The organism is Streptomyces shaanxiensis (genome assembly GCF_039537145.1).
Lineage (GTDB): Bacteria > Actinomycetota > Actinomycetes > Streptomycetales > Streptomycetaceae > Streptomyces > Streptomyces shaanxiensis.
The window spans coordinates 405,050-431,723 of the sequence record NZ_BAAAZY010000010.1; the positions used below are offsets into that span (position 1 = coordinate 405,050).

A 26,674-nucleotide genomic window follows, 5' to 3' on the forward strand; every position below is an offset into this window, starting at 1 on the left:
AGGGTCGTCCGTTGTTCAGCATCACCGTCCGCGATCACATCATGATCGCCCACAGCTTCCGCGGCGAGGTCTTCGGGCCCGCGCAGCGCCTGCATGGAGCGACGTTCCTGGTGGACGCCACGTTCCGGCGTGAGCAGCTGGACGACGACAACATCGTCGTCGACATCGGGCTGGCCACCCGGGAACTGGGTGCCGTCGTCGGGGAGCTGAACTACAGAAACCTCGACAACGAACCCGACTTCGCAGGGATCAACACCTCCACCGAGTTCCTGGCCAAGGTCATCGCCGACCGGCTGGCCGAGCGGATCGAGAAGGGCGCGCTGGGCGAGGGCGCCAAGGGTCTCGCGGGGCTCACCGTCACGCTGCACGAGTCGCATGTCGCATGGGCGAGTTATGAGCGTGCGCTGTGACCGACATCATGCTGGAAAAGCCGGAAAAGGCAGAGAAAGCGGAGAAGGTAGAAAAGACGGAGAAGGCAGGGTCGGCCACTCTCGGCTATGTGCCCGTGCAGCACTCCGTCCTGAAGAACGCCGAGATCATCCCCATGTCCCTGCGCTCCGTGCACTTCGTCATGCCGGGCGGCGTCGACGACTCGACCGCGCCGAGCGGCGGCAACGCCTACGACCGGCGGGTGAGTCTGGATCTGCCCGGCTTCGGCTGGCAGGTGCACAAGCACGCGGTCGACGGCAGCTGGCCCCGGCCCGGGGCTGCCGCCCGCGCGGAACTCGCCCGCACGCTGGGTGAATTCCCGGACGGGACCGTCGTCCTGCTGGACGGGCTGGTCGCCTGCGGTGTGCCCGAGATCATCGTCCCGGAGGCGGAGCGGCTGCGCCTCGCCGTCCTCGTCCACCTCCCGCTCGGCGACGAGACGGGGCTGGAGCCCGCCGTCGCCGCGGAGCTGGACGCTCGGGAGCGCACGGTGCTGCGCGCCGTGCCCGCGGTCATCGCCACCAGCGACTGGGCGGTCCGCCGCCTCGTCTCCCACCACGGCCTCGCCCCCGACCGGGTCCACGCCGCCGCCCCCGGCGCCGACATCGCGCCCCTCGCGTCCGGCACGGACGGGGTGTCGCGGCTGCTGTGCGTGGCAGCGGTGACGCCGCGCAAGGGTCAGCACCGGCTGGTGGAGGCGCTGGCGGCGGCGGTCGACCTGCCGTGGAGCTGTGTGTGCGTGGGCGGGCTGAACCAGGACCCCGAGTACGTGGCCGGGCTGCGGTCCCTGATAGCGCGGCACGGCCTCCAGGACCGGCTGATCCTGGCGGGCCCGCAGGCCGGCGCCGAACTCGACGCCAGCTACAACGCCGCCGACCTCATGGTGCTCACCTCCTACGCGGAGACGTACGGCATGGCGGTGACGGAAGCCCTCGCGCGCGGTATCCCCGTGCTGGCGACGGACGTCGGCGGCCTCCCGGAGGCGGTCGGTGTGGCCCCCGACGGCGGCGTCCCCGGCATCCTCGTCCCGCCGGAGAACCCCGCCGCGATCGCCGCCGAACTGCGCGGCTGGTTCGGCGAGGCGGACGTACGGCGCCGACTGAAGGCGGCGGCCCGGGGACGCCGGGCCGCCCTGAACGGCTGGGCCGGCACGGCCCGCAGCCTGGCCGCGGTACTGGGCCGACTGCCGAACGAACCCCGGAGGGCGGCATGAGGAAGACAGTGACGGCACAGAGCGGGGGGACGATTCCGGCCCAGCCGGGACCGAGGGACGCCGGGGACGCGGCGGCGGTTGCCGCCCCGGAGCCCGCGCCGCAGAGCGGGATCGTTTCAGCAGGGGGCGACATGAGTGGTGTGTCCGTACCGGCGGAGTCCGACGCCGACGCAGTGATCCTCGGTGCCGGTCCCGACGTCAGGCCCGGTGAGCGGGCCACCCTGCGGCTGCGGGAGGCCGGGCCGGACGACCCGCCCCGCTACGCCCCCGAGTGGCTGGAGCTGCGGGAGGGCGCCGACGCTGCCGCGCGGGCGCACGAGTTGCTCGACCCGCTGCGGATCCGGCTCGCCAACCTGCCGGGACGGTCCGGAGTGGTCATCCACGACCTGGGCTGCGGCACCGGCTCCATGGGCCGCTGGCTCGCGCCCCACCTGGACGGCGCCCAGCACTGGGTCCTGCACGACCGCGACCCGTACCTCCTGCACTTCGCCGCGGTGGCCTCCCCGCGTTCCGGCGCCGACGGCAGTCGGGTCACGGTCGAGACGCGCCGCGGCGACGTCGGCCGCCTCACCCCGGACGCCCTCGCCGGCGCCTCGCTGGTGACCGCCTCCGCACTGCTCGACGTCCTCACCCGCGAGGAGATCGACACGCTCGCCGCCGCCTGCGCCGGCGCGGGCTGCCCGGCGCTGCTGACGCTCTCCGTCGCCGGCCGCGTCGAACTCACCCCGTCCGACCCGCTGGACGCGGAGATCGCCGAGGCGTTCAACGCCCACCAGCGGCGCTCGGGGCTGCTCGGCCCGGACGCGATCACCGCGGCGGCCGAGGCCTTCGCCGAGCACGGCGCGACCGTCCAGGTGCACCCGAGCCCCTGGCGGCTCGGCCCCGGTGAGTCGGCGCTCACGGCCCAGTGGCTGCGCGGCTGGGTCGGCGCGGCGGTCGAGCAGCGCCCCGAACTCCGCGAGCGCGCCGACCGCTACCTGCAGGAACGCCTCGCCGCCTGCCAGGCCGGCGAACTGCGCGTCGTGGTCCACCACAGCGACCTGCTGGCGCTGGTCCGACCGACGGGCGGAGTGTCATGAGCGTGGAGACGGTGGCAAGGACACGCCGCGAGCGGGCGGGCACCAAGCCGCGAGCCCGGAGAGCGGACCGGAAGGGGGCCGAGACCGTCGCGGTACGTCCGGACGGCGACGTCTTCGCGACGGCCCCGGCGCTCCGGGAAACCGAGTCCGTCGCCCCGTTCCTGACGGTACGTACCGATGCTCCCGCTGCCACCGCCGTCGCGCCCTCCCCTATCGGCGTCGTCGTCACCGACCCCCGCCCGGAGGCCACCGCCCCCAAGTCCCCCCGCAGCCGCCTGCGCACCGTCCTGTCCCGCCTCAACACACCCGCCGCCCGCACCCACCTGGGCACGGTCGTCGGCATCGCCATCCTCGTCGTGCTGTTCTGGCGGCTCGGTACCGGTGTCTTCCTCGACGGGCTGCGGCGGATCGACGGGGCGGCGCTGGTCGGGGCGCTCGGGATCGGGCTCGTGACCACCGTGTTCAGCGCGTGGCGCTGGCAGTTGGTGGCGCGGGGGCTGCGGATCAGGCTGCCGCTCGGGCCGGCTGTCGCCGACTACTACCGCGCCCTGTTCCTCAACGCGGCCCTTCCCGGCGGCGTCCTCGGCGATGTGCACCGGGCGGTGCGGCACGGGCAGAGCACGGGTGATCTGGGCCGTGGTGTCCGCGCGGTCGTGCTGGAGCGGACGGCCGGTCAGGTCGTCCTCGCGCTCGTCGGCGCCGTCGTCCTGCTGACCATGCCGTCACCGGTGCTCAACGAGGCCCGCGACCTCACGCCGGTCCTGCTGTTCGCCGCGGTGGGTGCGCTCGCCGTCGTGGCCGCCGTGCGCATGAACCGTGCGCCCTCCCGCCGTGACCGGTCGAACCCGACGGCGCTGCGCAGCACGCTCGGCGAGGCGCGGGAAGCCCTGCTGTCCCGCCGCAACGGACCCGGTGTCGCCCTCTCCTCGGCCGTCGTCCTGGCCGGCCACATCGCGACGTTCGTGCTCGCCGCCCGGGTCGCCGGCACCACCGCCTCCGTGGCCGTCCTGCTGCCGCTCGCCGTGCTCGCCCTGCTCGCGATGGGCCTGCCCCTGAACGTCGGCGGCTTCGGCCCCCGCGAAGGCGTCACCGCCTGGGCGTTCGGCGCGGCAGGGCTGGGCGCGGGCAGCGGGCTGGCCGTCGCCGTCGTGTACGGCGTGCTCAGCTTCGTGGCCGCCCTGCCCGGCGTCCTCGTCCTCGTCGCCCGCTGGTACACCGGCCTGCGCGCCGGTTCCGGGACCGCCGTCACCGAGACGGCCCCGGAACCCGGACGCTACGCCCTTGCGTCTCCTCAGTCCCGTACGGAATCCTCCGCGGAGGTCAGCAGTGACACATACGCGCCGAAGGAATCCGCGAGGCTCGCCAGCAGCCGCTTCCCCTTTTCCACGGAACCCAGCGAAGGGCGGCCTATGACCCCCGAATCGGTATAGCCGGACATACCGAGGGTGAGGAGATGACGGCGGTCGTCCGCCACGAAATCGGAAGTCTCATATCCGGGTCGGATCAATTCGGGATGAGTGTGCAGAAGGATGGAGGTCTCAATTTCCCCCGCGTGCATGTCGGTGAGCAGCGAGGTCTCCACCCCCGCCCGCTCCCGCGCCGTCTCCCAGTCCTCCGGGGCCGGGAACAGTGCCATTCGCTCGCCCCGCGCGGAGGACTCCTGAACGACATTGCCCAGTACGTAGTTTCCGCCGTGCCCGTTGACCAGCACCAGGGCGTCGACACCCGACCGGCGGAGCGAAGCCGCTATGTCCCGTATCACCGCATGAAGGGTCACGGAGGAGATGCTGACGGTCCCCGGCCAGGCCGCGTGCTCGTGCGAGCAGGCGATCGTCACCGGCGGAAGGAGGTGCACCGGGTGTACGGCGGCTATCTCGCGTGCGATCGCGCAGGCCACGAGCGTGTCCGTCGCAAGGGGCAGGAACGGGCCGTGCTGCTCGAAGCTCCCGACGGGAAGGACCGCGACCTGTCGTGAGAGGCCCGCTCCCCGCTCCCGAACGTCCTCGGTGGTGTCCGCCGGCACCAGCGAGTGTGCCGCCGGCCGCGTCTGCGAATCACTCATCTTTTCCCGGCCTTTCGTCTCTGCTTAGGAACTGAAGAATCATGACAGAAAAAGTTGGTGTCCTCGGCAAGAAGTCCGCACCGCGTACGCAGCGTTCCGGCGTGGAACGCGTGGTGAATGCCCCCTTGCCCACCGTGTACGGGGAATTCCGCGCGATCGGATACCTCGACCATGACCGCGGCGACGAGCAAGTGGCCCTGGTCTACGGCGAGATCGGCACGGAGGACGTGCTCACCCGGCTGCACTCCGAGTGCCTGACCGGCGACGCCTTCGGCTCCCAGCACTGCGAGTGCGGCGACCAGCTCGCCTCGGCGCTGCGCGCGGTCGTCGCCGAGGGCCGCGGCATAGTCGTCTACCTGCGGGGGCACGAGGGCCGCGGCATCGGCCTGCTCGCCAAGCTGCGCGCGATGGCCCTGCAGGCAGAGGGCCTGGACACCGTCGAGGCCAACCTCGCGCTCGGGCTGCCGGTGGACGCCCGGGACTACGGCGTCGCCGCCGAGATCCTGCACGACCTGGGCGTCAACTCGGTCCGGCTGATGTCCAACAACCCGCGCAAGCGCGAGGCGTTGCTGCGGCACGGCATGCAGGTGGCCGAGCAGGTTCCGCTGCTGATCCCGCCGTGCGAGAACAACATCACCTACCTGCGCACCAAGCGGGAGCGCCTGGACCACCACCTGCCCCATCTGGACGCGGTCGCGCACCTGTCCTGATTGCCGCGAGGCTCGTCCGGACAGGAAGAGGGAATGACCGACGACGTCCTCTTCCTCTCCGGAGACCAGGTGACGGGCCTGCTCGGCCTCGACGCGGCGATCGCCTCGCAGCGGGCTGCCTTCGCGGCGCTCGGCGCCGACGCGGCCGACCTGCCCGGGAAGATCATGCACCCGAGCCGCTTCGACGACAGCGTCGTCTTCGCGTACGTCTCCCGGCTGTCCGCGGACACCGGCGCCGTCGCGAAGATCGGCAGCGTCAACCCGGGCAACGCGGCGTCCGGTCTGCCCACCGTGCACGCCGTCATCACCGCGCTCGACGCGGAGACGGGCCGCCTGGTCGCCGTCATGGACGGCACGCCGATCACGACCCTGCGCACCGCGGCCGCGAGCGCCGTCGCTTTCGACGCCCTGTCCACTGCCGACAGCGCCGACCTCGCCCTCCTCGGCTCCGGCACGCAGGCCCTCGCCCATGCCCGGGCCGTCGCCCGGGTGCGGGAGCTGAAGTCCGTACGGCTGTGGAGTCCGACCCCGCGCAACCGAGCCCGCGCCGCCGAACGGCTCGCGGCCGAACTGGGGGTCGCCGTCCGGGCGGTCGGCACCGCGGAGGAGGCCGTGACAGGGGCGTCGCTCGTCGCGGCCTGCACCCTGAGCGCGACGCCCGTGGTTCGAGGGGAGTGGCTGGCGCCCGGATGCACGGTGGTCAGCGTGGGCTCGTTCGAGCCCGGGCGCCGCGAGGTGGACGCGGAGGTCCTGCGGCGCGCAGCGCAGTCCGGAGCTGTCGTCGTCGACGACCCGGCGACCGCGGCCGCGCATGCCGGGCCCGTGGTGGAGGCCCTGCGCGAAGGGCGGCTGGCGCACGAGGACCTGGTCGGGCTCGGCGCCGTCCTCACGGAGCGGAGCTTCCCGAGATCCGGACCCGGCGACATCGTCTACTACAACAGCGTCGGCCTGGGCATCCAGGACGCGGCCGCCGCGTGGGCCGTGGTCGAGGCGGCGAGGAAGGCGGGCCTGTGACAACGCGTGCGAGCGACATCGGAGCCGTCGTCGAGATCGGAGCCGTCGTCGAGACGGCCGAGGGGGTGCGGCCGTGAACACGCACGCGAGCGTCGTCGTCATCGGAGGCGGCGTGATGGGCACCAGCATCGCCTACCACCTCGCCCGCGAGGGCGTACGGGACGTCGTCCTCGTCGAGCGGGACGAACTGGGCTCCGGCTCCACCTCGAAGGCGGCCGGCGGGGTGCGCGCGCAGTTCTCCGACGAACTCAACATCCAGCTCGGGGCGCGCAGTCTGGAGGCGTTCGGCCGGTTCGAGGAGGACACCGGGTACGACATCGGGCTGCACCGGGTCGGGTATCTGTTCCTGCTCTCGACGCCGCAGGAGGTCGCCGGATTCGAGGCGAGCGTCCGGCTGCAGAACTCCCTCGGAGTGCCGAGCCGGATGATCGACCCTGCCGAGGCCCGCAGGCTCTCCCCGCTGATCACCACCGATGGCCTGCTCGCGGCCGCGTTCTCGCCGGACGACGGCCACTGCACGCCCGAGTCCGTGGTCCACGGCTACGCGTCCGCCGCCCGCCAGTACGGGGCGCGGATCTTACGCCACACCGACGTCACCGGCATCGAACGGCACGGCGACCGGATCACCGCCGTGACGACGACCATCGGGCGCATCGCCACCGACACGGTGATCTGCGCGGCGGGCGCCTGGTCGCGGGCCGTCGGCGCGATGGTGGGCGTGGACCTGCCGTTGGTGCCGCTGCGCCGCCAGGTCGCGGTCACCGAACCCGTCGAAGGACTGCCGCCGCACCTGCCCATGACCATCGACTTCACCACCAGCCTCTACTTCCACGGCGAGGGTCCAGGCCTCCTCCTCGGCATGTCCGACCCCGACGAGCGGCCCGGCTTCGCCACCGACACCCACGACCGCTGGATCCCCCGCCTGGCCGCGGCCATGGAGCGCCGCGCCCCCGCCCTTCTCGACCTGCGCCGCACGGGAGGATGGGCGGGCCTGTACGAGATCACCCCGGACCACAACGCGCTGATCGGCGAGGCGACTTCCGTATCCCGTTTTCTGTATGCGACGGGCTTCTCCGGCCACGGCTTTCTTCAGGGACCGGCCGTCGGCGAGGTCGTCCGCGACCTGTATCTCGGCCGCGTACCCTTCGTGGACGTCAGCCCCTTGAGCGCCGGCCGGTTCGCGGCCGACGCACCGCGCCCGGAGGCCAACCGCGTATGACCGTTCTCCACCTGTGGCTGCGCCACGAGGTCCGTTCCACCGAGCGACGCACCCCGATCGTGCCCTCCGACGCACGGCGGCTGGTGGAGAGCGGGGTGACGCTGACCGTCGAGGAGTCACCGCAACGGATCTTCCCCGTCGAGGAGTACGAGGCGGCCGGCTGCCGGATCGCGCCCGCCGGCTCGTGGGTGTCGGCCCCGGCGGACGCGGTGATCCTCGGACTGAAGGAACTCCCGGACGAACCCGCCGAGCTGACGCACCGGCACATCTACTTCGGACACGCCTACAAACAGCAGCCCGGCGCCGGCGACCTGCTCCGGCGGTTCGCGGCCGGGGGAGGCAGGCTGCTCGACCTGGAGTACCTGGTCGACGACAACGGCCGCCGCCTCGCCGCCTTCGGCTTCTGGGCCGGCTACCTGGGTGCCGCCCTGGCCGTCCTCCAGCACCGGGGGAAACTCGTCGCGCCGCTCACCCCCACGTCCAAGGACGAGCTGGACGAGCTCCTCCAACCGGCCGCAGGGGACGAGGAGTTCACCGCCCTGGTGACAGGAGCTCTGGGCCGCAGCGGCCGGGGCGCGCGCCTGGCGTTCCTGACCGCCGGCGTCGAGGCGACGCCCTGGGACCTCGCCGAGACCCGCGACCTGGACCGCGGGGCCCTGCTGGCGCACGACGTGATGGTGAACGCCGTCCTCGCCACCACCCCCGTCCCGCCCTTTCTGCGCGAGCAGGACCTCGACGACCCGGCCCGCCGACTGCGCACCCTCTGCGACGTCACCGTCGACGTCGGTTCCCCGCTGAACGTCCTGCCGATCTACGACCGCACGACCGAGTGGACCGATCCGGTACGCCGCCTGCGCAAGGAACCCCCGCTCGATCTGATCGCCATCGACAACCTCCCCTCCCTGCTGCCCCGCGAGTCCAGCACCGACTTCTCCTCGGCGCTGCTGCCCCAGCTGATGGAGTTCGAGACCGGCGGGCCATGGGGCCGCTGCGTCGACCGGTTCCGCCAGGCCTGCTGTGAACTCGGCATCGCAGAAGGGGAGTTCCGCAATGTCTGACCACGCCGTCAGGGTTCCCGCGAGCGGCACCGTCCACTGGGTGGGCGCCGGACTGTCCACGGGCAGCGGTCTGGCCCGGCTGTGCGACACGGCCGACCGCGTGCGGCTGTGGCACCGCACCGAGGACCGCGCCGCCGACGCCCTGGCCCGGCTGGGCCTCACCGGACGCGCCGAGCCCCGCGCGTTCACGCTTCCCGCGCTCACGGCCGAACTGGCGCCCGGCGACATCGTCGTATCCATGCTGCCCGCGCCGGAGCACGCCGGGATCCTGGCGGCCTGCATCCGGGAACAGGCCCACTTCGGCTGCTCCAGCTATGTGTCGGACGCGGTCCTCGAACAGGTCCCCGCCGCCACCGCGGCCGGGCTCGTAGTCCTCACCGAGGCCGGCCTGGACCCGGGCATCGACCACCTCTTCGCCCACTGCCTCGTCGGCCGCGCCCGGGAGGCCATCGGAGACGACACGGCGGCCTCGTACAGCCTCACCTCGTACTGCGGCGGTGTCCCCGCGATCCCGAACTCCTTCCGGTACCGCTTCAGCTGGGCGCCCGCCGGGGTGCTGAACGCCCTTCGCTCACCGGCGCGTTATCTGAAGGACGGTGCCGAGACCGTCGCCGAGCGGCCGTGGGAGGTGACCCGGCGGCATGTCGTCGACGGGGAGACGTTCGAGGTCTACCCCAACCGCGACAGCGTGCCGTTCGTCGAGCAGTACGGGCTGCCGCCCGCCTGGAAGCCGCAGACCTTCGTGCGCGGAACGCTGCGTCTGGAGGGCTGGCTGCGTGCCTGGGACGCCGTCTTCGAGGAGCTGAAGGCGGGTGACGACGCCCAGATCGCCGCTCTGGCAGGGGAGTTGGCGGCCGCCTACCCCACCACGGACACCGACCGCGACCGCGTCGTCCTCGCCGTGTCACTGGACGTGCGCGGCGGGGAAGGGCAGTCGTGGTCCGGCAGTTACCTCCTCGACCTGGTGGGGGACAAGGAGGAGAGCGCGATGGCCCGGTGCGTGTCCCGCCCCCTGGCCCTCGGCGTCCGCCACATCCTGGACGGCTCCCTGCCGGCGGGCCTGAACCGTGCCGCCGAGACGGCGGCCCGCTCGGAGGAGTGGCTGCGCGAACTCGCCTTGGAGGGGCTGGAGTTCACCCTGCGCGTGGACCAGTAGGGCCGGGCCGAACCAGGAGGACTCGGCCGTCCACGGCGGCCTCGTGCAGAAGACTCAGTCGCCCGTGACGGCCTCGTGCACGAGCCGCTTCAGGTCCTGGAACATCGTGTGCGAGGTCCTCGGCCGCACCTGCGTCATGAACTGCACCGTCAGATCGCGGCCCGGGTCGACGAAGAACGTCGTCGTCGCCGCCCCGCTCCAGCCGAACGTGCCGAGGCCGGCCGGGGCCTTCGTACGGGTCGGGTCGATCACCACGGAGACGCCGAGTCCGAAGCCGAGGCCGTCGTTGCCGGGCTCGTCATGCGCGGGGCGGCTGCCGAAGGCGCGCAGGTCGACGCCGCCGGGGAGCTGGTTGGACGTCATCAGGTCCACGGTCGCGGGGGCCAGCAGGCGGGTGCCGTCGAGTTCGCCGCGGCGGCGCAGGAGCTCCATGAAGCGGTGGATGTCGTGGGCGGAGGCCGCCATGCCGCCGCTGCCGGACAGGAAGCGGGGCCGGCCGTGCAACGGGAGGCCCGGGATCGGCTCGATACCGCCGTCCTCGGACTCGCCGTACAACTCCGCCAGCCTGCCCGCCTGTTCGTCGCTCACACAGAACCCGGCGTCGGTCATCCCGAGCGGCCCGAAGATCCGCTCCGCGAAGAACTCGTCGAGCGGCTGCCCGGACACGACCTCGATGACCCGGCCCAGGACGTTGGTGGCGACCGAGTAGTTCCACTGCGTGCCCGGCTCGAACTGAAGCGGCAGGCTCGCGTACACGTCGACCGTGTGGGCCAGGTCGGAACCGGGCACCACCGCGGCCTCCAGATCGGCGTCGCGGTAGAGGGCGTCGACGGGGTGCGTGTGGTAGAAGGCGAAGGTCAGTCCCGCGGTGTGCGTCATCAGGTGCCGGACGGTTATCGGACCGTCGGCGGGACGGGTCACGGTGTCGGCGCCGGACCCGCTGACGTACACCCGGGGCTCGGCGAAGGCGGGCAGATGGCGGCCGACCGGGTCGTCGAGCGACAGCTTGCCCTCCTCCACCAGCAGCAGCGCGGCGACCGACGTGACCGGCTTGGTCATGGAGTAGATCCGCCACAGGGTGTCCGCCTCGACGGGCAGCCCGGCCGCACGGTCGCGGTGGCCGAGCGCGGTGAGGTGGGCGACGCGTCCACCGCGGGCGACGGACACCAGACAGCCGGGCAGCCGCCCCTCGTCGACGTAGTGGGCGAAGTGCTGGTCGAGGCGGTCCAGCGCCTTCGCGTCCAGCCCGACCTCACCCGGGTCGACCTCTTGTGTCAGCAGTGCCATCGCTCTCCTCCGAATGCGTTGCGACGAGGATGCGCTCCGGCATACCCCGTCGGAACGGCCTCTGACCTCATGGTCGCGCAGGAACAGGTGTACGGTCCTTAGATTGACCATGATCGTCGATCGTGGGGTCGGTCCTTCCCGGCAGGGCCCGGCCCGGCACCGCACCGGCCAGGGCGAGCGCGGCGAGGACCGTCAGCGGCAGCTCAGGGTCACCGCCCGCTCCCATGAGCGCGGTGGCGGCCGCCACGCCCAGCACCGGCCCGACGTTCATCGCGGTCTGCTGGAGCCCGCCCGCCACTCCGGCCGACTCGACGGCGGCCTCCCGTACGACGGCATGGGTCGCCGCCACCATCACCGTGCCGAACCCGGCTCCCACCAGGGCGAACCCCACGCAGAGGGCGGGCACGGCCGACGCACGGGACAGGACGAGGATGCCGAGCGCGAGGACCACCATCGCCGCAGTGGTCGTGCGGCGGGCGCCGGCCCGGCGCAGCAGCACCGCGCACGAGGGCGCCGCGATCACCATCAGGGCGGCCAGCGGCAGGCTGACCAGGGCGCTGTGGAAGGGGCTCAGGCCGAGGGGGCCCTGCAACAGGAACGTGCCGACGAAGAGGCTGCCGGACAGCGCCGCCGAAGCGGCCACCAGCATGCCGAGCGCCGAGCCGACCGCCCGCGAGTCGATGTCCCCCACTCTCGAATTCGCTCGAGCGGGAGGCGCCCCCATCGGCGGCAGGAGAGGGCTCGCGCTCCGGCGCTCGTGTCGGACGAAGGCGGCACCGGTGACCGTGGCGATCGCGGCGGTCCAGACCCACCCCGGCTGCGCGACGAGGGCGTGGACCAGGCAGGCCAGGCATACGGCGAGAAGGGCGGCGCCGGGCACGTCGAGCCGCACCGGGGAGGCCGCGCGCGGGGGCCGTACGGTGAGGGCGAGCCCACCGAAGACGGCGGCGGGGACGACGTTCAGCAGGAACACCACCCGCCAGCCCGGCCCCGCCACCAGCGCACCGCCCAGGACCGGCCCGGCAGCCGCCGCCACCCCGATCGCGGCCGTCCGTACGGCGATCGCCGTCCGCAGCCGGTCCGCCGGTAAGGCGGCCCGCAGCATCCCCAGCGTGGCCGGTTGCAGCAGTGCCCCGCACACGCCCTGCACGACCCGCAGTGCGATCACCCACCCGATGTCCGGCGCCAGTGCGATCCCGGCCGACGCGGCCCCGAAGCCGAGCATGCCGATCCCGAACACCCGATGGTGGCCGTACCGGTCGCCGAGCCGCCCGGCGAACACCAACAGGCTCGCCACCGCGATGAGATAGCCGGTGCTGGTCCACTGGACCTGGCCGAAGGAGGCGCCGAGGTCGTTTCGCAGGGCGGGCTGGGCGACGGTCAGGACCGTGCCGTCGAGCACGACGATCACGGCTCCGACGACGCTGCCGACGAGGGTGAGCCGCGGGTTCACTCGCCCTCCTGCCCGAGATGGGCGTCCAGGACCGATCGCAGCAGCGGTACGAAGTCGTCGGCGCCCGTGGCCAGTTGGAGGCTGCCCCAGCCCCACAGCTGGGCGACGCCGTGCAGATTGGCCCACAGCGCGCCGGCGACTAGCCGGGCATCGGCGTCGGGGCGCACCTGGCCGACCAGGTCCACCAGGCGGCCGAAGAGAGGAAGACTGGTGTCTCGCAGACCCAAGTGGCCGCTCTCCAACAGATCGTGACGGAACATCAGCTCGTACATGCCGCGGTTGCCGAGCGCGAACTCCAGATAGCCGCGACCGAGCGCTGTCAACTGTGCCCGCGGGCCGACCGCCTTGCTGTCGCCGACGGCCACCGTCGCCCGATGGGCGAGTTCCTCGAAGCCGCGGCGCGCGATGGCCGAGAGCAGCTCCAGGTGGGTGGGGAAGTAGCGACGCGGGGCGCCGTGCGAGACACCCGCACGGCGGGCGATCTCCCGCAGGGTGAGCGCCGGGGCGCCCTCCCGGGCGACGAGATCCACGCCGACGTCGATCAGCCGGGCGCGCAGCCCGGTGTCGGATTCATGAGCGGGTTCCTGACCAGAAGGCATAGACAGTGTCTACCATGATCGAGTAGACAGTGTCTACGAGGGCTGACGGCGGAGCCCGGGAGGGAATGCAACGGCCGCCGACCAGGGTTGATCCAGGCATGACTCAGGACGCCACCCAGAACGCACTGCTCGCGCTGCTCTCCGAGGGCCACGGCGGGGTGCTGGTCACCCTCAAACGTGACGGCCGGCCACAGCTGTCGAACGTCAGCCACGCCTACGACCCCGACGAGCGGACCATCCGCGTCTCGATCACCGACGATCGCGCCAAGACCCGCAATCTGCGCCGGGACCCCCGGGCCTCGTACCACGTCACGTCCCCCGACCGGCGGGCCTACGTCGTCGCCGAGGGCACGGCCGACCTCACGCCGGTCGCGCAGGACCCGTACGACGCCACGGTCGACGAACTCGTCCGCCTCTACCGGGACGTCCTGGGCGAGCACCCCGACTGGGAGGACTACCGGGCGGCGATGGTCCGCGATCGGCGGCTGGTGCTGCGGTTGCGGGTGGAGCGGGCGTACGGGATCCCGAAGGATGCCAATCGCGGCTGACTCTCCGTCACCTTCACGGCCTGCCATCAGGGTTGATCCCCGTGCGTCGCGCGTACCGGCCGCCCCTGAAACCGGCCGGTACGCGCGAAGCTCCCCCTCCCTGGCTAGCGCAGCGCGCGGAGCGCCCGGTCCGCGCCCTCCGCCCGGAGGTTCACGAAGGCGGGTGTGACGGCGAGCGGGGTCGGGTACGACGTGAGGGTCGTCGGGCCCTTGATCGTCCTGCCGTGGTTGACGTCGTACCACGTGCCGGGCGGCAGATGGATGTCCCGCGACGGTGCCGAGGTGAGGTTGGGTGCCGCGAGTACCGCCGGGCCGAGCATCCACTGGTCCGCGACCGTGTAACTCGCCCTGTCCCGAGGGAAGTCGAAGAACAGGGGCCGGACGATCGGGTCGCCGGTCCTGAGCGTGTGCCGTACCTGGTCCCAGATGTAGGGCGCGAGCCGCTCGTGGCGGGCGATCGCCTCGCGGTACAGGGCGACGGTCTCCTCGTCGTAGTCGACCTTCTGGCCGGTCGTCGGGTCGATCGTGTCCACGGGCGACGTGGAGGCGTACATCAACGGCATGTACGACGCCGACTGCGCCCAGCGCACCAGCACCTCCTTCGTCGGCGCGGGCTGGCCGAGGGAGCCGCCGATCATGTCGGTCTCGACGAAGGGGTAGCCGATGGTGGACAGGGCGAGGTTCTGGGTGACGGAGGCCTTGAGGGAGTTCCAGCCGGTGCCCTTGTCGATCTGCCGGATCACGAAGCCGGACTCGTGTGCCGACCTGCCCCAGTGCACGCGGATTCCGGCGCCCTGGAGGTCGTAGGAGTCGGCGAGTTCGGAGCCGAGGCGCTGGTAGTCGGTGCGGGTGTGCCCGTCGCGGCCGGCGCAGTTGTCGTCGAAGAAGCGGGTGTCGAATTTCAGCCCGTCGACCCGGTACGTGTCCATCAGCTTCCGCAAGGTGGACTGGTACCAGGCCTTCGCCTCGGGGTTGGCGAGGTCGACGATGCCCGCCGTTCCGTTCCACCAGGTCACCGTGCAGGGCTTGGTGGGATCGGCGGCGTCCCGGAGCAGGTAGTCGTGGTCGGCCGCGTACCGGTAGTTGGTGGAGTCCAGGTTGATCCAGAGGGTGACCCAGAGTCCGAAGTCGTAGCCGAGGTCATGGATCCTGTCGGACATGGCCCTGGGGTCGGGGTAGGCCTTCGGGTCGAAGGTCATGTTCCCGTAGTTCGACTCCCACTTGTCGTCGAGCTGGACGGTGTGGCCCTCAAGTCCGTTGTCGTGCAGGTCGGTCGCGTAGTCGAGGATCTTGTCCTGGTCGACCTTCGTGTAGAACTGCGCCCACGAGTTCCACAGTGGTTTGGCGTACTGCTCGTAGGTCGCGTCGCTCTGGCGCGGCTTGCCGACGATGCCGATGTAGTCGCGGTAGACGGCGCGCGGGGTCGACTCGACGAAGACCGTCGCCTTGTACGTCGTCCCCGACTCGACCGTGAAGCGCCCGAGTCCGTCACCGCCGGCGTTGAGGGACACGTCCATCGTGTCGCCGGTGTCGACGTACAGGCCGGCCGAACTCGCCGTGAACCAGAAGGGGTCGACCATCTGGTACGACGCCGCGCTGAAGTCCTCCTGGTCGACCTGCCCGGCGTCCAGCGGCCAGGGCTGGTCGGTGTACGGGCCGCCCGCGGGGGTGCCGGTCTCGCCGTGGCCGTACCAGTGGCCGGCGGAGGAGAGGTCGTAGGTGAGGCCGAGTTCGTCGGCCTCGGTGCCGGTGACGTCCCAGTCGAGCTGGTAGCGGTCGGGGGCGGGTGTCAGGCGTGCCTCGACCTGGGCACCCGGGAGCGTCGTGTCCGCGGTCAGGGTGAGCACGCCGTTCCGCCAGCGCCAGTCGGTGAGTCTCGTGGCGTGCTGCCAGGTGCCGCCGCTGCGGAAGCGGAGGGCGTCGGGGCCGGTCGCGAGTACGGTGCGGCCCGATCTTCGTGTGGTGAGGGCGAGTTGGCCGTCGGTGCGGACGGAGACGGAGTAGCCGGCGGAGTCGAGCGTCACCGTGCCGGGCGCTTCGGAGACCCTGGCGATGGTGGTCGGCTCGGTCTTGCCGTGGGCCGTGGGCGGCAGAAGCGTCGCCGCCAGAGCGGCTGCCAGCAGACTGACGGACTTGCGGGAAAGGAAGCGCACCACTCACGTCCTTCGGCGGGAGACGGGAGAGCCATGGGATCGCTGTGTGCCGCAGTGCTGTTCTTTTCTGCTCGTTCTGGCCGATGTTCTTGCGCAAAACGTCAACTGTCAACGGGGCGAGGGGCGATCGTCAGGGCCTAGGACGCTGGGCCCAAGGCGGATGACCGATGGCCGCCGCACACCCGGGCTGCCTAGGCTGCGGAGCGGATCAACGCAGCTCAGGCACATGGAAAGACACATGGAAAGACACATGGAGGGCCTCATGCCGGTCAACGGCCGCAGCCACATCCGTATCGCCCGCCCGTCCCGGAACCTGGCCGCCGCGGAGCGCTTCTGGGCCGAGGGGCTCGGACTCGGCGTCGTATGGCGGGCGGCCGGCGGCCCGGAACCCGGTGAGCACGACCTGCTGATGCTGGGCTGGCCGGACGCCGAGTGGCATCTGGAACTCGTCCACGAGCCGGCCCATCCCGTCGAGCCGCGGCCGACCGAGGAGGACCTCCTCGTCATCTACCTGGACGGTCCCGTCCCGGACGACCTGGTGGCCAGGCTGGAGGAACACGGCGGCAAGCGGGTGCCGTCGCCCAACCCGTACTGGAACGAGTGGGGTGTCACCATCGAGGACCCGGACGGATACCGGCTGGTGCTGTGCAGGAGGGGCTGGTCCAACACCTAGTGGGTCAGACGGTACGAGCCGTGCCGCCCGCGACCGCGGCAGCGGTGTCCGGCGCCGAACCGGACGTCTCCTTCACCCAGGCCTCCAGGCACATCACGAACTCGGTCGCCCGGTCCGCCCAGTTGAGGTCGCAGAGGGCCGCCTCCCAGCCCCGCGTGGCCGCACGCAGGCGCATCTCCGGGTCGGAGCGGAGGCGCCGTACGGCGTCCGCGGCCGTGGCCGGATCCTCGTACGGTACGACGAGACCGCAGCCGTAGCGTTCGACGAGGTCGGCCGCGAGTGGGGTGGGCGTGGTGACGAGGGGGACGCCGTGGGCCATGTACTCCACGGCCTTGGTGGGCCGTGAGTGGCGGTAGTTGGGCTGGTCGTGGAGGAGGGAGAGGCCGGCCAGGGCGCCGGAGAGCCGGTCGAGGGCGTCGTCGTTGGGGAGGTAGCCGCGCCAGCACAGGACTCCGTCCCGGTCGGCCTCGGTGAGGGCGTCCCGCACCTCGGGGTCCGCCGCGCCGATCACCTCGACCTGGACGTCGGGCGCCAGCAGCCGTGCCGTCTCGATGAGTTCCAGCGCGCCCCGTGCCCGGGACAGGTGCCCGAGGTAGACGACGCGGTCGTCGCCCGGCGGCTCGGGCCGTTCGGGCGACACCGTCGTGAGGTTGGCGACCACGGGATGCGGGCGGCGGAAACGCCGCTGGTAGGCGTCCTCGGCGAGCAGCAGCCGCAGCCGCCGTTCCGCCAGCCGTTCCGCCGCCCGCACGGCCAGCCGCAGCGGCGGCCGCAGCGGTCGTGGCAGCCAGCGCTTCATCACCAGCGCCGCCGCCGTGTCCTCGTGCACGTCCCACACGGTGACGGGAGTGCGTCCCGCGCGCCGCCATCGGCGCAGCGTGCCGGGCAGGGCGAGCAGCAGCTCCGGGTCGTGCAGCAGGACGACGTCCGCCTGGGGTCCCCGCTCGGCGAGCAGCGTGCGGGCCGCGCGCAGTGCCGCCCGGCGGTCCCGGCCGGCGGCCCGGGGCAGGTCCACGCCCTCGACGTACGGCCGTGGCTTCACTTCGCGGGCCGCGAACGGCGCGGCGTACACGATGCGGTGGCCGCGCTCGCGCAGGGCGCCGATCTCCCGGTGCAGGATCCGGGCGTCCTCGGGGTGGTGGACGACGGTGACGACGAGTATCCGCATCAGAGCACGTACCTTTCGACTGCCCCGAGATCCATGGCCCGGACGAACGGGCGGCCGATCGCACCACCCCTGCGTCCGGCCGGTCACAGCACTTCCACGTCCGGCCGGAAGATCCGCCCCCGGGTGTCGAACAGCAGCCGGGCCGTGTCGCCGATGGCCGGCAGGTCGTACGCCGAGTGGTCCTGGAGCAGGATCGTCAGGTCGTGCTCGCGCACCGCCGCCATGACGTCGCCGACGCGCGGGACGCTCGCCCCGTCCACGGACCACAGCCGCACATGCGGGTCATGGAAGGACACCTCGGCCTCCCGTTCCCGCAGCAGTCGCGCCACCGGCACCGCGGGCGACTCCCGCTGGTCCGCGACGTCCGGCTTGTAGGTGACCCCGAGCAGCAGCACCCGGGAGCCGTGCAGCGGCCGGCCGGCGGTGTTGAGCAGGTCCTGGGCGCGGCGCACCACGTACTCGGGCATCCGACGGTTGATCTCCTGGGCGAGTTCGACGAACCGGAACTCGTAGCCGAGCGACGAACGCACCTTGTACGACAGGTAGTTGGGGTCGATGGGGATGCAGTGCCCGCCGACCCCGGGGCTCGGCCGGAACGCCTGGAAGCCGAAGGGCTTCGTGCCGGCGCAGCGGATCGCGTCCCACAGGTCGACGTGCAACTCGTGGCTGATCACGGCCAGTTCGTTGACCAGGGCGATGTTGACATGCCGGTAGGTGTTCTCCAGCAGCTTGGCCATCTCGGCCTCGCGGGTGCCCTTCGCCTGGACGACGGTGTCGACGAGCTTGCCGTAGAAGGCGACCGCGCGTGCCGCGCAGGACGGGGTGCAGCCGCCGACCACCTTCGGTGTGGTGCGCAGCCCGTGGGTGGCGTTGCCGGGGTCGATGCGCTCGGGAGAGAAGGCCAGCGCGAAGTCTGGGCCGGCTCGCAGCCCCGACTCCTCCAGGAGCGGCCGTACGACCTCCTCGGTGGTGCCCGGATAGGTGGTCGACTCCAGCACGACCAGCTGACCGGGCCGCAACCGCCCCGCGACCGTGCGCACGGCGGCCTTGACCGCGCTCAGGTCCGGGCCGCCGTCCTCGCTGAGCGGGGTCGGCACGCAGATCACCACGGACTGCGCGCGGGCCAGACAGGCGTCGTCCGTGTACGCCGTGAACCCGGCCGCCCGCATCCGGCGGACGTCCTCGTCGGAGACGTCGTCGACATGGGAGTGCCCGGTGTTGAGCGCCTCCACGATCCGGGGGTCGCGGTCGAGACCCACGACTCTCAGGCCGATCGACGCGGCCTCGCGTGCGAGCGGCAGTCCGACGTAGCCGAGCCCGATCACCGCCAGTTCCACGCGATCGGGCGGTTCTGCTTCCCCGAGCGGTTCGCTCTCTTCTCCGAGTTCCCCGAGTGCTCCGGTCTGTTCGACCTGCATAGGACTCACCCCGCCTCAAGGCATCCAAGGGCGCGGTACGCCTCACGGGTTGTGGCGGCGACCCGCTTCCAGGTGCGGTCACGCGCGACCATCGCGCGGGCGGCTGCTCCCCATTCATTCCGCTGCTTTTGACTGTAAATGAGCATTTCCAGTTCATCAGCCCAGGATTTTGCCGATTTGCACGGAATTAGGCGTCCGTTCACCTCCGGTTCGACCAGCTCCCTCAGCGCGGCGACGTCACTGGCGGCCACCGGGATCCCGCACGCCATCGCCTCCACCGGCTTGAGAGGGGTCACCAGCCGGCAGACCCGCTCGTCGGTGCGCGGCACCGCGAACACGTCCAACACGGCGCAGAAATCGCGCACTTGCTCGTGCGGCACCCGGCCCGTGAACAGCGCGGTCCCGTCGTCCAGGCCCAGCCGGGCGGCCAGTCGCTCCAGCGCCGGGCGCTCCGGTCCGTCGCCGACGATCAGCAGCCGCAGCGGGACGCCGCGCCGACGCAGCTCTTCACCCGCATGGAGCAATGTGCCGATCCCCTCGTGCGGGGTGAGACTGCCGACCGTGCCGACCACGTACTCGTCCGGCGCGATCCCGAGCCGGGCGCGCACGGCCGCCCCGTCCGGCAGCGGGGCCAGGAACGTGTCGTCCACGGCGTTGGGCACGATGAGAACCCGCTCCTCGGGCACCCCGCGCCCCACGATCTCGGCGCGCATCGCCTCACCCAGCGTCAGCACCAGATCGGCCTCACGCATGCAGAACGTCTCCAGGGCGCGCCGCGCCCGGTACGTCTCGTCGTCCCGGCCGCGGTCCGGCGCCTGCGTCAGCCAGGTCTCCTCCAGGAAGCCCCGCACCTCGTAGACCACCGGCAGCCCGAACGTCTCCCGCAGGGCGAGCGCCACCCGGCCGTTGCCGTGGTCGGTCGCTGCGTGCAGCACCGCGGGCCGCAGCCGTTCCACCAGCCGCGCGGCCAGCTCGGCGTTGCGCGCCAGTGCCGCCGCCTGTCCGTACGGCAGCCGCGGCGGCAGCAGGCGGTGCTGCGGCACCCCGCCCACGTGCTGCGTCGGGCGGGCGTCCAGCACTCCCGCCGTCACGGGGAAGCCGATCCGTGTCACCACATGCGGGTCCAGCCCGGCCGCCAGCTGCGCCTCGGCGAGCTTCTGCGTGCGCACGGTGTAGCCGGCGTGCCGGAACGGCAGCCCGTTGGTGACCAGATGGAGCACCCGCCCGGGCACCGGACGGAACGGCCGGCCGCCGGGCGCGGGCACCCGCGCGCCGGACGGTGTCGCGACCGGACCCGCGGTCCGGGCACGCATGGCGAGCCGCCCTTCCAACGGCCCCACCCCGCGCCGCACCCGACCGGGCAGCAGACGCAGACCGAGCAGCGCCGCCCGAGCCGGATCCTGCCGCAGCTCGCCAAGTGCCACCGAGGCAGCCAAACTGAGAGCAAGGGGGAGATTTCGGTACATACGCCAAAGGTAGGTCGCAACGCCGGGCAAGTGCCCACCAACAGGCACTGTCCCGAGGACACCGGCCGCGAGGGAGCCGAAGGACCCCGGCATGTGGCGCCCGTAGGCGACCGAGCCATCAGACAGCAGGAGGCGCCGATGGACGGCTGCGTACTTCATGTGGTCGGCACCCGGCCGAACTTCGTCAAGGCCGCACCGGTCGTCGCCGCCCTCGGCGCGGCGGGCTGCGACCAGGTGCTCGTGCACACCGGGCAGCACTACGACGAGCGGATGTCGGACGTCTTCTTCCGGCAACTCGGCCTGCCCGAACCCGACACCGACCTCGGCGTGGGCTCCGGCAGCCACGCCCGGCAGACCGCCGACCTCCTGGTGGCCCTGGAGAGCGAACTGACCGCCCGCGCACCCGCGCTCGTCGCGGTGTACGGCGACGTGAACTCGACGCTGGCCGCAGCCCTCGTCGCCGCCAAACTGGGCATCCCCGTCGCGCACGTCGAAGCCGGGCTGCGCAGCTTCGACATGGCGATGCCGGAGGAGGTCAACCGGCGCCTGGTCGACCAGCTGGCGGAGCTGTTGTTCGTCACGAGCCCCGAGGCCGTAGGGCATCTCGCCCGCGAGGGGATCGCCGCCGAGCGGGTGCACCTCGTCGGCAACCCCATGATCGACACCCTGCTCACCCACATGGAGCACTTCGACCCGGCGACCGCCCGCGCGGCACACGGACTGCCCGAGCGCTACGGCGTCGTCACCCTGCACCGGCCCGCCAACGTCGACGACCCGGAGGCCGCCGCGGCCGCCGCCCGTGTGCTGGCCGAGGCAGCCCGCCATCTGGACCTGGTCGTACCGCTGCATCCGCGCGGCCGGGCCGCGCTGCGGGCGGCGGGCCTGGCGGACGCGCCGGGCGTCCACCTGCTCGACCCGCTCGGCTACGTCGAGTTCATGAGCCTCGTGCGCGGAGCCGCCGCGGTGATCACCGACTCGGGCGGCGTCCAGGAGGAGACGACCGTCCTGGGTGTCCCGTGCCTGACCCTGCGGACGACGACCGAACGCCCGGTCACGGTCACCCACGGCACCAACCGGCTGGTCACGCACGGGGAGTTGGTGCCCGCGCTGCGCAAGGTGCTGGACGGCGGGGGAGTCGCGCCGGGGGAGGGGCCACCGCTGTGGGACGGCCGGTCGGGCGGCCGTATCGCCCGGGTCATCACCGCATGGCTGGAGCGACATGGCTGACGACACGCGGACGTACGGCGACATCCCGACGTACGGGGGTGCACGGACGCACGACGACACGGGGACGCACGACGACTCAGGGACACACGACGACACACGGGCGTACTGGGACACCCGCCACGCCGACCACGACGAGCTCGCCTCCGGCGGGCACACAGGCCTCGACCGTCCGGGCAACGAGATCTTCTACGCCCAGCGACTCGGCACGCTGCTGTCCCTCATCGGTGACCTGTCCAGCCCCGCCGCCCCGCTGTTCGTGCTCGACGCCGGCTGCGGCAAGGGCTACTTCGCCCGTGCCATGGCCCGATGCGGCCATCGGGTCGACGCTTTCGACGCCAGTCCGACCGCCGTCGACCACGCCCGAGCCGAGGGCGGCGGCCCGCGCTACGCCGTCGCCACGCTCGACGAGTGGCGCGGTCCGTGGCCGTACGACATCGTTGTCTGCGTGGACGTCCTGTTCCACGTGCCGGACGACGAGGAGTGGGCGGCCGGGCTGCGCAACCTCGCCTCCCTCGTCCGCGTCGCCGGACGGCTGATCGTCACCGACACCGTCGGCGACGAGGACACCACCGAGCCCACGACCCGCGGCGCCCGTATCGCGCACCGCCCGCCCGCTGCCTACCGCGCCGAACTCGAGCCGCTCGGCCTGCGGCACACCCTCTCCAGGCCGTACGGCTTCCGGGAGAACCGGGTCGGCTTCCACGTCTTCACGAGGACCCGCTGATGCGCCTGACCGATCTGCTCCATCCGCACCTCGACGCGGTCACGACGCTGGTGGATGCGACCGGCGGCGGCCTGCGCCTGGAGCCCTATCTGCACCTGCCGCCCGGCGTCACCCTGCGTGACGACGACGAACGGCCCATCGGGGAGGGCGAGTTGGCTCTCCTGTCCTACGGTCCCGACGCCGGCCTGCACGGCAGCGAGGACGCCTGCCGAGCCGTACTGGCCCGCATGCGCCCTGGCGCACGCGGGCTGATCGTGTTCGGTCACCGCGGATCCGAACTTCCCTACCACCGGCTCCTCGACGACCTGGTGGCCCACCGCTGCCAGGTCCTGCGCGCGGCGCCCCTCGACTACGTCCAGCTGCACGCCGGCGCGGTCATCGCCCGCACCGACGAACTCCTGCCGCCGCACGACTTCTTCGGCCGTCCGGTCCCGTCCGACGGCTACGCCACCGCGCTGCGGATCGCCGACGAGTACGTCTTCGCCGACCTGGCGTCCCGGTCCCTGCGCGCCCGCACGCTCGACCTGGAGAGGACCGTCGAGGAGACGGAGCGCCTCCGGGGCGCCGCCGGGCAGGACGGGATCGCCGAGCGGCTCGCCGCCGCCGTACGGGAGAAGGAGCAGCTTGCCGCCGCGCTGCGGGCCGCCCGGGACCGGGTCGACGTGCTTCAGGCGCGCGTGGCCATGCTGGAGGGCTCGACCTCGCTGCGGGTGGGGAAGGCGCTGGTGACGGCCGCGCGGGCGCCGAAGCGGGGCGCGGTGCGGCTGCCCGGGGAGTTGTACGGACTGTGGCGCGGGCGGCGCCGCTCCACCGGGCGGGCGCCCGACAGCGCCCCGAAGGCGCAGCCCGAGCCGGACGCACCTGCCGACGACCGGTTCCACCTCGCCCATCGTGCCCTGACCGCGGCGCCCCGCGACCGTCTCGTCGTCGCCGGTGTGCTCACGGCCGCGACCGCCGAGGACTTCGCGGCGGACGTGGTCGTCAACCGTCTGCTGCCGCACGACGGACGGCTGCTCCTGCAGCGCACCGATCCCGATGTCCTCGTCGTCCAGCTGAGCGCCTGCACGGGCGACGGACCCTGGTGGCTCACCGGTACCGGACTCGCCCCCGACCTGGACCGCACCCTGGCCGAACTGCTCGCCGAGGCACGGGTGTCGGGGCGGTCGGCGGTGCTGTGGCGGGACGCTCCCCCCTCCGCCGCACCCGGGCTCGCCCGGCTCGCCTGGGACGCCGTCGTCGACGCCGACACCGGCGTACGGCTTGCCCGGCTCGACCCGGCCGCCGAAGGCCGCGAACGGCTGCGCGAGGTGTTCCGGGAGGACGGCACCCGGGTACGGCTGTCGCAGCTCGCGCGGCTGACGGGTGCCCCGGATCCGCTGGACGAGCGGCGCGTCGCCGTGCTGGCCGCGCCCCGGGACCGTACCGACGTCGCCCGGCTCGTCGGGCAGGTGCTCGGCCAGCTGCACCGCCCGGTCGAGGTCGTCGTACCCGACCCGGTGGGACTCGAAGAACTGACCGCCGCCGGGCTGACGGTACGTCGGGGGCAGCCCTCGGCGCCCTGGGTCGCCGACTGGACCGACCTCACCGAGGACCGGCCGGACACCCTGCTGCTCGATCTGATGTGCGCCCAGGAGTACTCCGGCGCCGACGCGGTGGGCCACACGCCGACCGCCGACGACTACGTCTTCGTACCATCACTGCGCCCGCTGCTCGTGCGCCGCTCGCTGCACCTGTCCGGTACGGATCCCGGCAGCTGGGCGGCGCGAGGACACCGACTGTTCGCCGTGCGCGGGAAGGAGCCGTCATGAGCCGTACGCTGCGGGCGCTCGTCTACGGCGACGTCGACCTCAACCTGATCGACGGCTCCGCCGTGTGGGCGCAGTCGACGGTGCAGGCGCTGTCCCTGGCGGGCTGCGAGGCCCGGCTCGTCCTCAAGTCGCCCGTCCGCACGGGTCGGTTGACCGATCCGCTGGCCGAGCTGCCCGGGGTCACCCTGGTACATCCGCACGAGGAGAGGCTGCTGCCGGGGCTCGCCGACCGGCCCATGTCGCCGGTGCAGGCCTCGGCGGTACTCACCCGGCTCGACGAGGACGACCCCTGCGACCTGCTGGTGCTGCGCGGCCGGCGGCTGGTCACCCGGATCGTGGCCGACGGTGTGTTCGACGGGCGGATCTGGGCCTACCTCACCGACATCCCGCAGTCCGCCGCCGAGATGACCGAGGCGGCCCGCGCGGATCTCGTCCGCATCGCGGAGGCCTCGCACCGGCTGCTGTGCCAGACCGAGGAGTTGCGCTGCTTCCTGGAGGCCTGGGTGCCCGAGGCCTGCGGCAAGTGCGTGCTCAGCCCGCCCGCCGTGCCCGAGCCGGACTTCCCGGTGCCGGACCGGGACGGCGCCGGCCGACCGCGTGATCCGCTACCGCAGGATCCGCTGCGGCTCGTCTACACCGGCAAGTTCGCGCCCCGCTGGAACACCCTGCCCATGACCCGGCTGCCCGAGCTGCTCGCCGAGCGGGGCGTCCCCGCCGAACTGCACACCGTCGGCGACAAGATCCACGACGACCCGGGCCACCCCCACTTCCAGGCCGACATGGCGCGGGCGCTGGCCGCCACGTCCGGCGTCCACCACCACGGCGGACAGCCCCGCGAGGAGGCCATGCGCATCGCCGCGGGGTGCGACGTGGGCCTGGGCTGGCGGGATCCGGTGCTCGACTCCAGCCTCGAACTGTCCACGAAGGTCCTGGAGTTCGGTGCGCTGGGCCTGCCCGTGGTCCTCAACCGCACCCCGGCGCACGAGGCGCTGCTGGGCACCGACTATCCGCTGTTCGTGCCCGGGCGGGCCGGACTCGACGACGCCGCCGACGCCGTCGCCCGCGCCGTGCGCGAGCCGGAGGCCCGGCGTCTTGCGGCCGACCGCTGCCGCGAGGCCGCCCGGCACCACACCCTGGACGGAGCGGCCGCCCGCTGGCGGGCCCACCTCGGCCGGGTCTTCCCCGCCGCGCCCGGCGAGGTGACGGCGCGTCAGCGCCCCCTGCGGGTGGGCGTCGCCGGGCACGACCTGAAGTTCCTCACCCGGCTGCTCGACCACTTCCGCGCCCTGCCCGGTCTGGACGTACGGGTCGACGCCTGGCCCGCACTGGCCCGCCACGACCCGGACGCCAGTCGTGAACTCGCCGACTGGGCGGACGTGGTGGTCGTCGAATGGTGTGGTCCGGCCGCCGTCTGGTACAGCCGCCACAAGCGGCGCGGCAGCCGGCTGATCGTACGGCTGCACCGCTTCGAACTGGACGCCCCGTGGCCCGGGCAGGTCGACATCGACGCCGTCGACCGGGTGGTGTGCGTCAGTCCGTACTACGCCCGCCGCACCCGCGAGCACACCGGCTGGCCCGAGTCCAAGGTCGTGGTCGTTCCCAACTGGGTCGACACCGACCAGCTCGACCGCCCGAAGGCCCCCGGCGCCCATCACCGCCTCGGCATGATCGGCATCGCGCCCAGCCGTAAACGCCTCGACCTCGGCCTCGACGTGCTGGAGGCGCTGCGCGCCCGCGACCGGCGCTGGCATCTGTCGGTCAAGTCGAAGCCGCCCTGGGAGTACTGGTGGATCTGGAACAAGCCGGAGGAGCGTGCCCACTACGACGCCGTGCTGCGCCGTATGCAGACCTCGCCGCTGCTCGAAGGGGCCGTCGTCGTCGACACGTTCGGGCCGGACGTGGCGGGCTGGCTGCGGCGGGTCGGGCACGTCCTGTCCACCAGCGACGACGAGAGCTTCCACCTCGCCCCCGCCGAGGGGATGGCCTCGGGTGCCGTGCCCGCACTGCTGCCGTGGCCCGGGGCCGACGAGATCTACGACAAGCGGTGGATCCACGACGACCCCGAGGCGATGGCCGACGCGATCGCAGCTCTGGGCGAGGACGGGTGGCGGTCCGCCGGTGAGGTGGCCCGCACACAGGTACGGGAGGGCTTCTCCCTGGACCGGGTCGCGGAGACCTGGACGGAGTTGCTGGTGGCGCGCTGATGCCCG

At 72.5% G+C, this 26,674-nt stretch carries 22 protein-coding genes and 1 pseudogene; 15 read left to right on the forward strand and 8 right to left on the reverse strand.

Annotated features, from left to right (window positions below; all coding sequences use genetic code 11):
• Window positions 1-11 precede the first annotated feature (11 nt).
• From ABD932_RS15900 to ABD932_RS15915, 4 genes and pseudogenes are all read left to right on the forward strand, one after another.
• Complete coding sequence (locus tag ABD932_RS15900) at window positions 12-410, forward strand: 6-pyruvoyl trahydropterin synthase family protein (RefSeq protein WP_031475993.1); 399 nt, start codon at window positions 12-14, stop codon at window positions 408-410.
• A complete protein-coding gene (locus ABD932_RS15905) occupies window positions 407-1,642 on the forward strand; it encodes a glycosyltransferase family 4 protein (protein WP_425587466.1) in 1,236 nt (411 codons plus the stop codon). Before ABD932_RS15900 ends, ABD932_RS15905 begins: the two co-directional genes overlap by 4 nt.
• Window positions 1,639-2,721, forward strand: a complete 1,083-nt coding sequence (locus tag ABD932_RS15910; protein ID WP_345013064.1) for a class I SAM-dependent methyltransferase — start codon at window positions 1,639-1,641, stop codon at window positions 2,719-2,721. The genes ABD932_RS15905 and ABD932_RS15910 overlap by 4 nt, the downstream gene beginning before the upstream one ends.
• A pseudogene (locus ABD932_RS15915) lies at window positions 2,718-3,845 on the forward strand (lysylphosphatidylglycerol synthase transmembrane domain-containing protein); the annotation flags it as partial. The gene ABD932_RS15910 and the pseudogene ABD932_RS15915, both read left to right, overlap by 4 nt.
• Window positions 3,846-4,012: 167 nt before the next feature.
• Here the strand turns inward: ABD932_RS15915 and ABD932_RS15920 are convergent.
• On the reverse strand, window positions 4,013-4,783 hold the full coding sequence (locus tag ABD932_RS15920; protein ID WP_345013066.1) for a creatininase family protein: 771 nt from the start codon (window positions 4,781-4,783) through the stop codon (window positions 4,013-4,015).
• 41 nt (window positions 4,784-4,824) lie between these two features.
• Here ABD932_RS15920 and ribA point away from each other — a divergent pair, with 41 nt between their 5' ends.
• From ribA to ABD932_RS15945, 5 genes are all read left to right on the forward strand, one after another.
• Window positions 4,825-5,493 (forward strand): GTP cyclohydrolase II, encoded by a 669-nt coding sequence (gene ribA, locus ABD932_RS15925; protein ID WP_345013068.1) that lies wholly within the window; start codon window positions 4,825-4,827, stop codon window positions 5,491-5,493.
• Window positions 5,494-5,526: 33 nt separating this feature from the next.
• Window positions 5,527-6,507, forward strand: a complete 981-nt coding sequence (locus ABD932_RS15930) for an ornithine cyclodeaminase family protein (protein ID WP_345013070.1) — start codon at window positions 5,527-5,529, stop codon at window positions 6,505-6,507.
• A 73-nt stretch (window positions 6,508-6,580) separates the two neighbouring features.
• A complete protein-coding gene (locus ABD932_RS15935; protein WP_345013072.1) occupies window positions 6,581-7,726 on the forward strand; it encodes an NAD(P)/FAD-dependent oxidoreductase in 1,146 nt (381 codons plus the stop codon).
• A complete protein-coding gene (locus ABD932_RS15940) occupies window positions 7,723-8,784 on the forward strand; it encodes a saccharopine dehydrogenase (RefSeq protein ID WP_345013074.1) in 1,062 nt (353 codons plus the stop codon). Before ABD932_RS15935 ends, ABD932_RS15940 begins: the two co-directional genes overlap by 4 nt.
• A complete protein-coding gene (locus tag ABD932_RS15945; protein ID WP_345013076.1) occupies window positions 8,777-9,940 on the forward strand; it encodes a saccharopine dehydrogenase family protein in 1,164 nt (387 codons plus the stop codon). The genes ABD932_RS15940 and ABD932_RS15945 overlap by 8 nt, the downstream gene beginning before the upstream one ends.
• A 54-nt stretch (window positions 9,941-9,994) precedes the next feature.
• Here the strand turns inward: ABD932_RS15945 and ABD932_RS15950 are convergent, their stop codons facing one another.
• The 3 genes from ABD932_RS15950 to ABD932_RS15960 form a co-directional block, all read right to left on the reverse strand.
• Window positions 9,995-11,227, reverse strand: a complete 1,233-nt coding sequence (locus ABD932_RS15950; RefSeq protein ID WP_345013078.1) for a serine hydrolase domain-containing protein — start codon at window positions 11,225-11,227, stop codon at window positions 9,995-9,997.
• Between the two features lie 67 nt (window positions 11,228-11,294).
• Window positions 11,295-12,680 carry an MFS transporter gene (locus ABD932_RS15955; protein WP_345013080.1) on the reverse strand — a complete coding sequence of 462 codons (1,386 nt, stop codon included), beginning with the start codon at window positions 12,678-12,680 and terminating at the stop codon, window positions 11,295-11,297.
• The gene (locus ABD932_RS15960) at window positions 12,677-13,279 is read right to left on the reverse strand and encodes a TetR/AcrR family transcriptional regulator (RefSeq protein ID WP_345013082.1); all 603 of its coding nucleotides are present in this window, start codon (window positions 13,277-13,279) and stop codon (window positions 12,677-12,679) included. The genes ABD932_RS15955 and ABD932_RS15960 overlap by 4 nt, the downstream gene beginning before the upstream one ends.
• Window positions 13,280-13,377: 98 nt before the next feature.
• Here ABD932_RS15960 and ABD932_RS15965 point away from each other — a divergent pair, with 98 nt between their 5' ends.
• Complete coding sequence (locus ABD932_RS15965; RefSeq protein ID WP_345013084.1) at window positions 13,378-13,827, forward strand: PPOX class F420-dependent oxidoreductase; 450 nt, start codon at window positions 13,378-13,380, stop codon at window positions 13,825-13,827.
• A gap of 104 nt (window positions 13,828-13,931) precedes the next feature.
• Here the strand turns inward: ABD932_RS15965 and ABD932_RS15970 are convergent, their stop codons facing one another.
• Window positions 13,932-15,980, reverse strand: a complete 2,049-nt coding sequence (locus tag ABD932_RS15970) for a glycoside hydrolase family 31 protein (protein WP_345013085.1) — start codon at window positions 15,978-15,980, stop codon at window positions 13,932-13,934.
• 262 nt (window positions 15,981-16,242) lie between these two features.
• Here ABD932_RS15970 and ABD932_RS15975 point away from each other — a divergent pair, with 262 nt between their 5' ends.
• Complete coding sequence (locus ABD932_RS15975; RefSeq protein WP_345014421.1) at window positions 16,243-16,653, forward strand: VOC family protein; 411 nt, start codon at window positions 16,243-16,245, stop codon at window positions 16,651-16,653.
• Window positions 16,654-16,657: 4 nt separating this feature from the next.
• Here the strand turns inward: ABD932_RS15975 and ABD932_RS15980 are convergent, their stop codons facing one another.
• From ABD932_RS15980 to ABD932_RS15990, 3 genes are all read right to left on the reverse strand, one after another.
• On the reverse strand, window positions 16,658-17,821 hold the full coding sequence (locus ABD932_RS15980; protein ID WP_345013087.1) for a glycosyltransferase: 1,164 nt from the start codon (window positions 17,819-17,821) through the stop codon (window positions 16,658-16,660).
• 83 nt (window positions 17,822-17,904) lie between these two features.
• On the reverse strand, window positions 17,905-19,239 hold the full coding sequence (locus tag ABD932_RS15985; protein WP_345013089.1) for a nucleotide sugar dehydrogenase: 1,335 nt from the start codon (window positions 19,237-19,239) through the stop codon (window positions 17,905-17,907).
• A gap of 5 nt (window positions 19,240-19,244) precedes the next feature.
• The gene (locus tag ABD932_RS15990; protein WP_345013091.1) at window positions 19,245-20,663 is read right to left on the reverse strand and encodes a glycosyltransferase family 4 protein; all 1,419 of its coding nucleotides are present in this window, start codon (window positions 20,661-20,663) and stop codon (window positions 19,245-19,247) included.
• A 180-nt stretch (window positions 20,664-20,843) separates the two neighbouring features.
• Here ABD932_RS15990 and wecB point away from each other — a divergent pair, with 180 nt between their 5' ends.
• The 4 genes from wecB to ABD932_RS16010 are packed head-to-tail and all read left to right on the forward strand — an operon-like array spanning window position 20,844 to window position 26,668.
• Window positions 20,844-21,932, forward strand: a complete 1,089-nt coding sequence (wecB, locus tag ABD932_RS15995; protein ID WP_345013093.1) for a non-hydrolyzing UDP-N-acetylglucosamine 2-epimerase — start codon at window positions 20,844-20,846, stop codon at window positions 21,930-21,932.
• Window positions 21,925-22,656, forward strand: coding sequence for a class I SAM-dependent methyltransferase (locus ABD932_RS16000; protein ID WP_345013095.1), 732 nt, complete (start codon window positions 21,925-21,927; stop codon window positions 22,654-22,656). Before wecB ends, ABD932_RS16000 begins: the two co-directional genes overlap by 8 nt.
• Window positions 22,656-24,464, forward strand: a complete 1,809-nt coding sequence (locus tag ABD932_RS16005; protein ID WP_345013097.1) for a hypothetical protein — start codon at window positions 22,656-22,658, stop codon at window positions 24,462-24,464. Before ABD932_RS16000 ends, ABD932_RS16005 begins: the two co-directional genes overlap by 1 nt.
• Window positions 24,461-26,668 (forward strand): glycosyltransferase, encoded by a 2,208-nt coding sequence (locus tag ABD932_RS16010; protein WP_345013099.1) that lies wholly within the window; start codon window positions 24,461-24,463, stop codon window positions 26,666-26,668. Before ABD932_RS16005 ends, ABD932_RS16010 begins: the two co-directional genes overlap by 4 nt.
• Window positions 26,669-26,674: the final 6 nt, after the last annotated feature.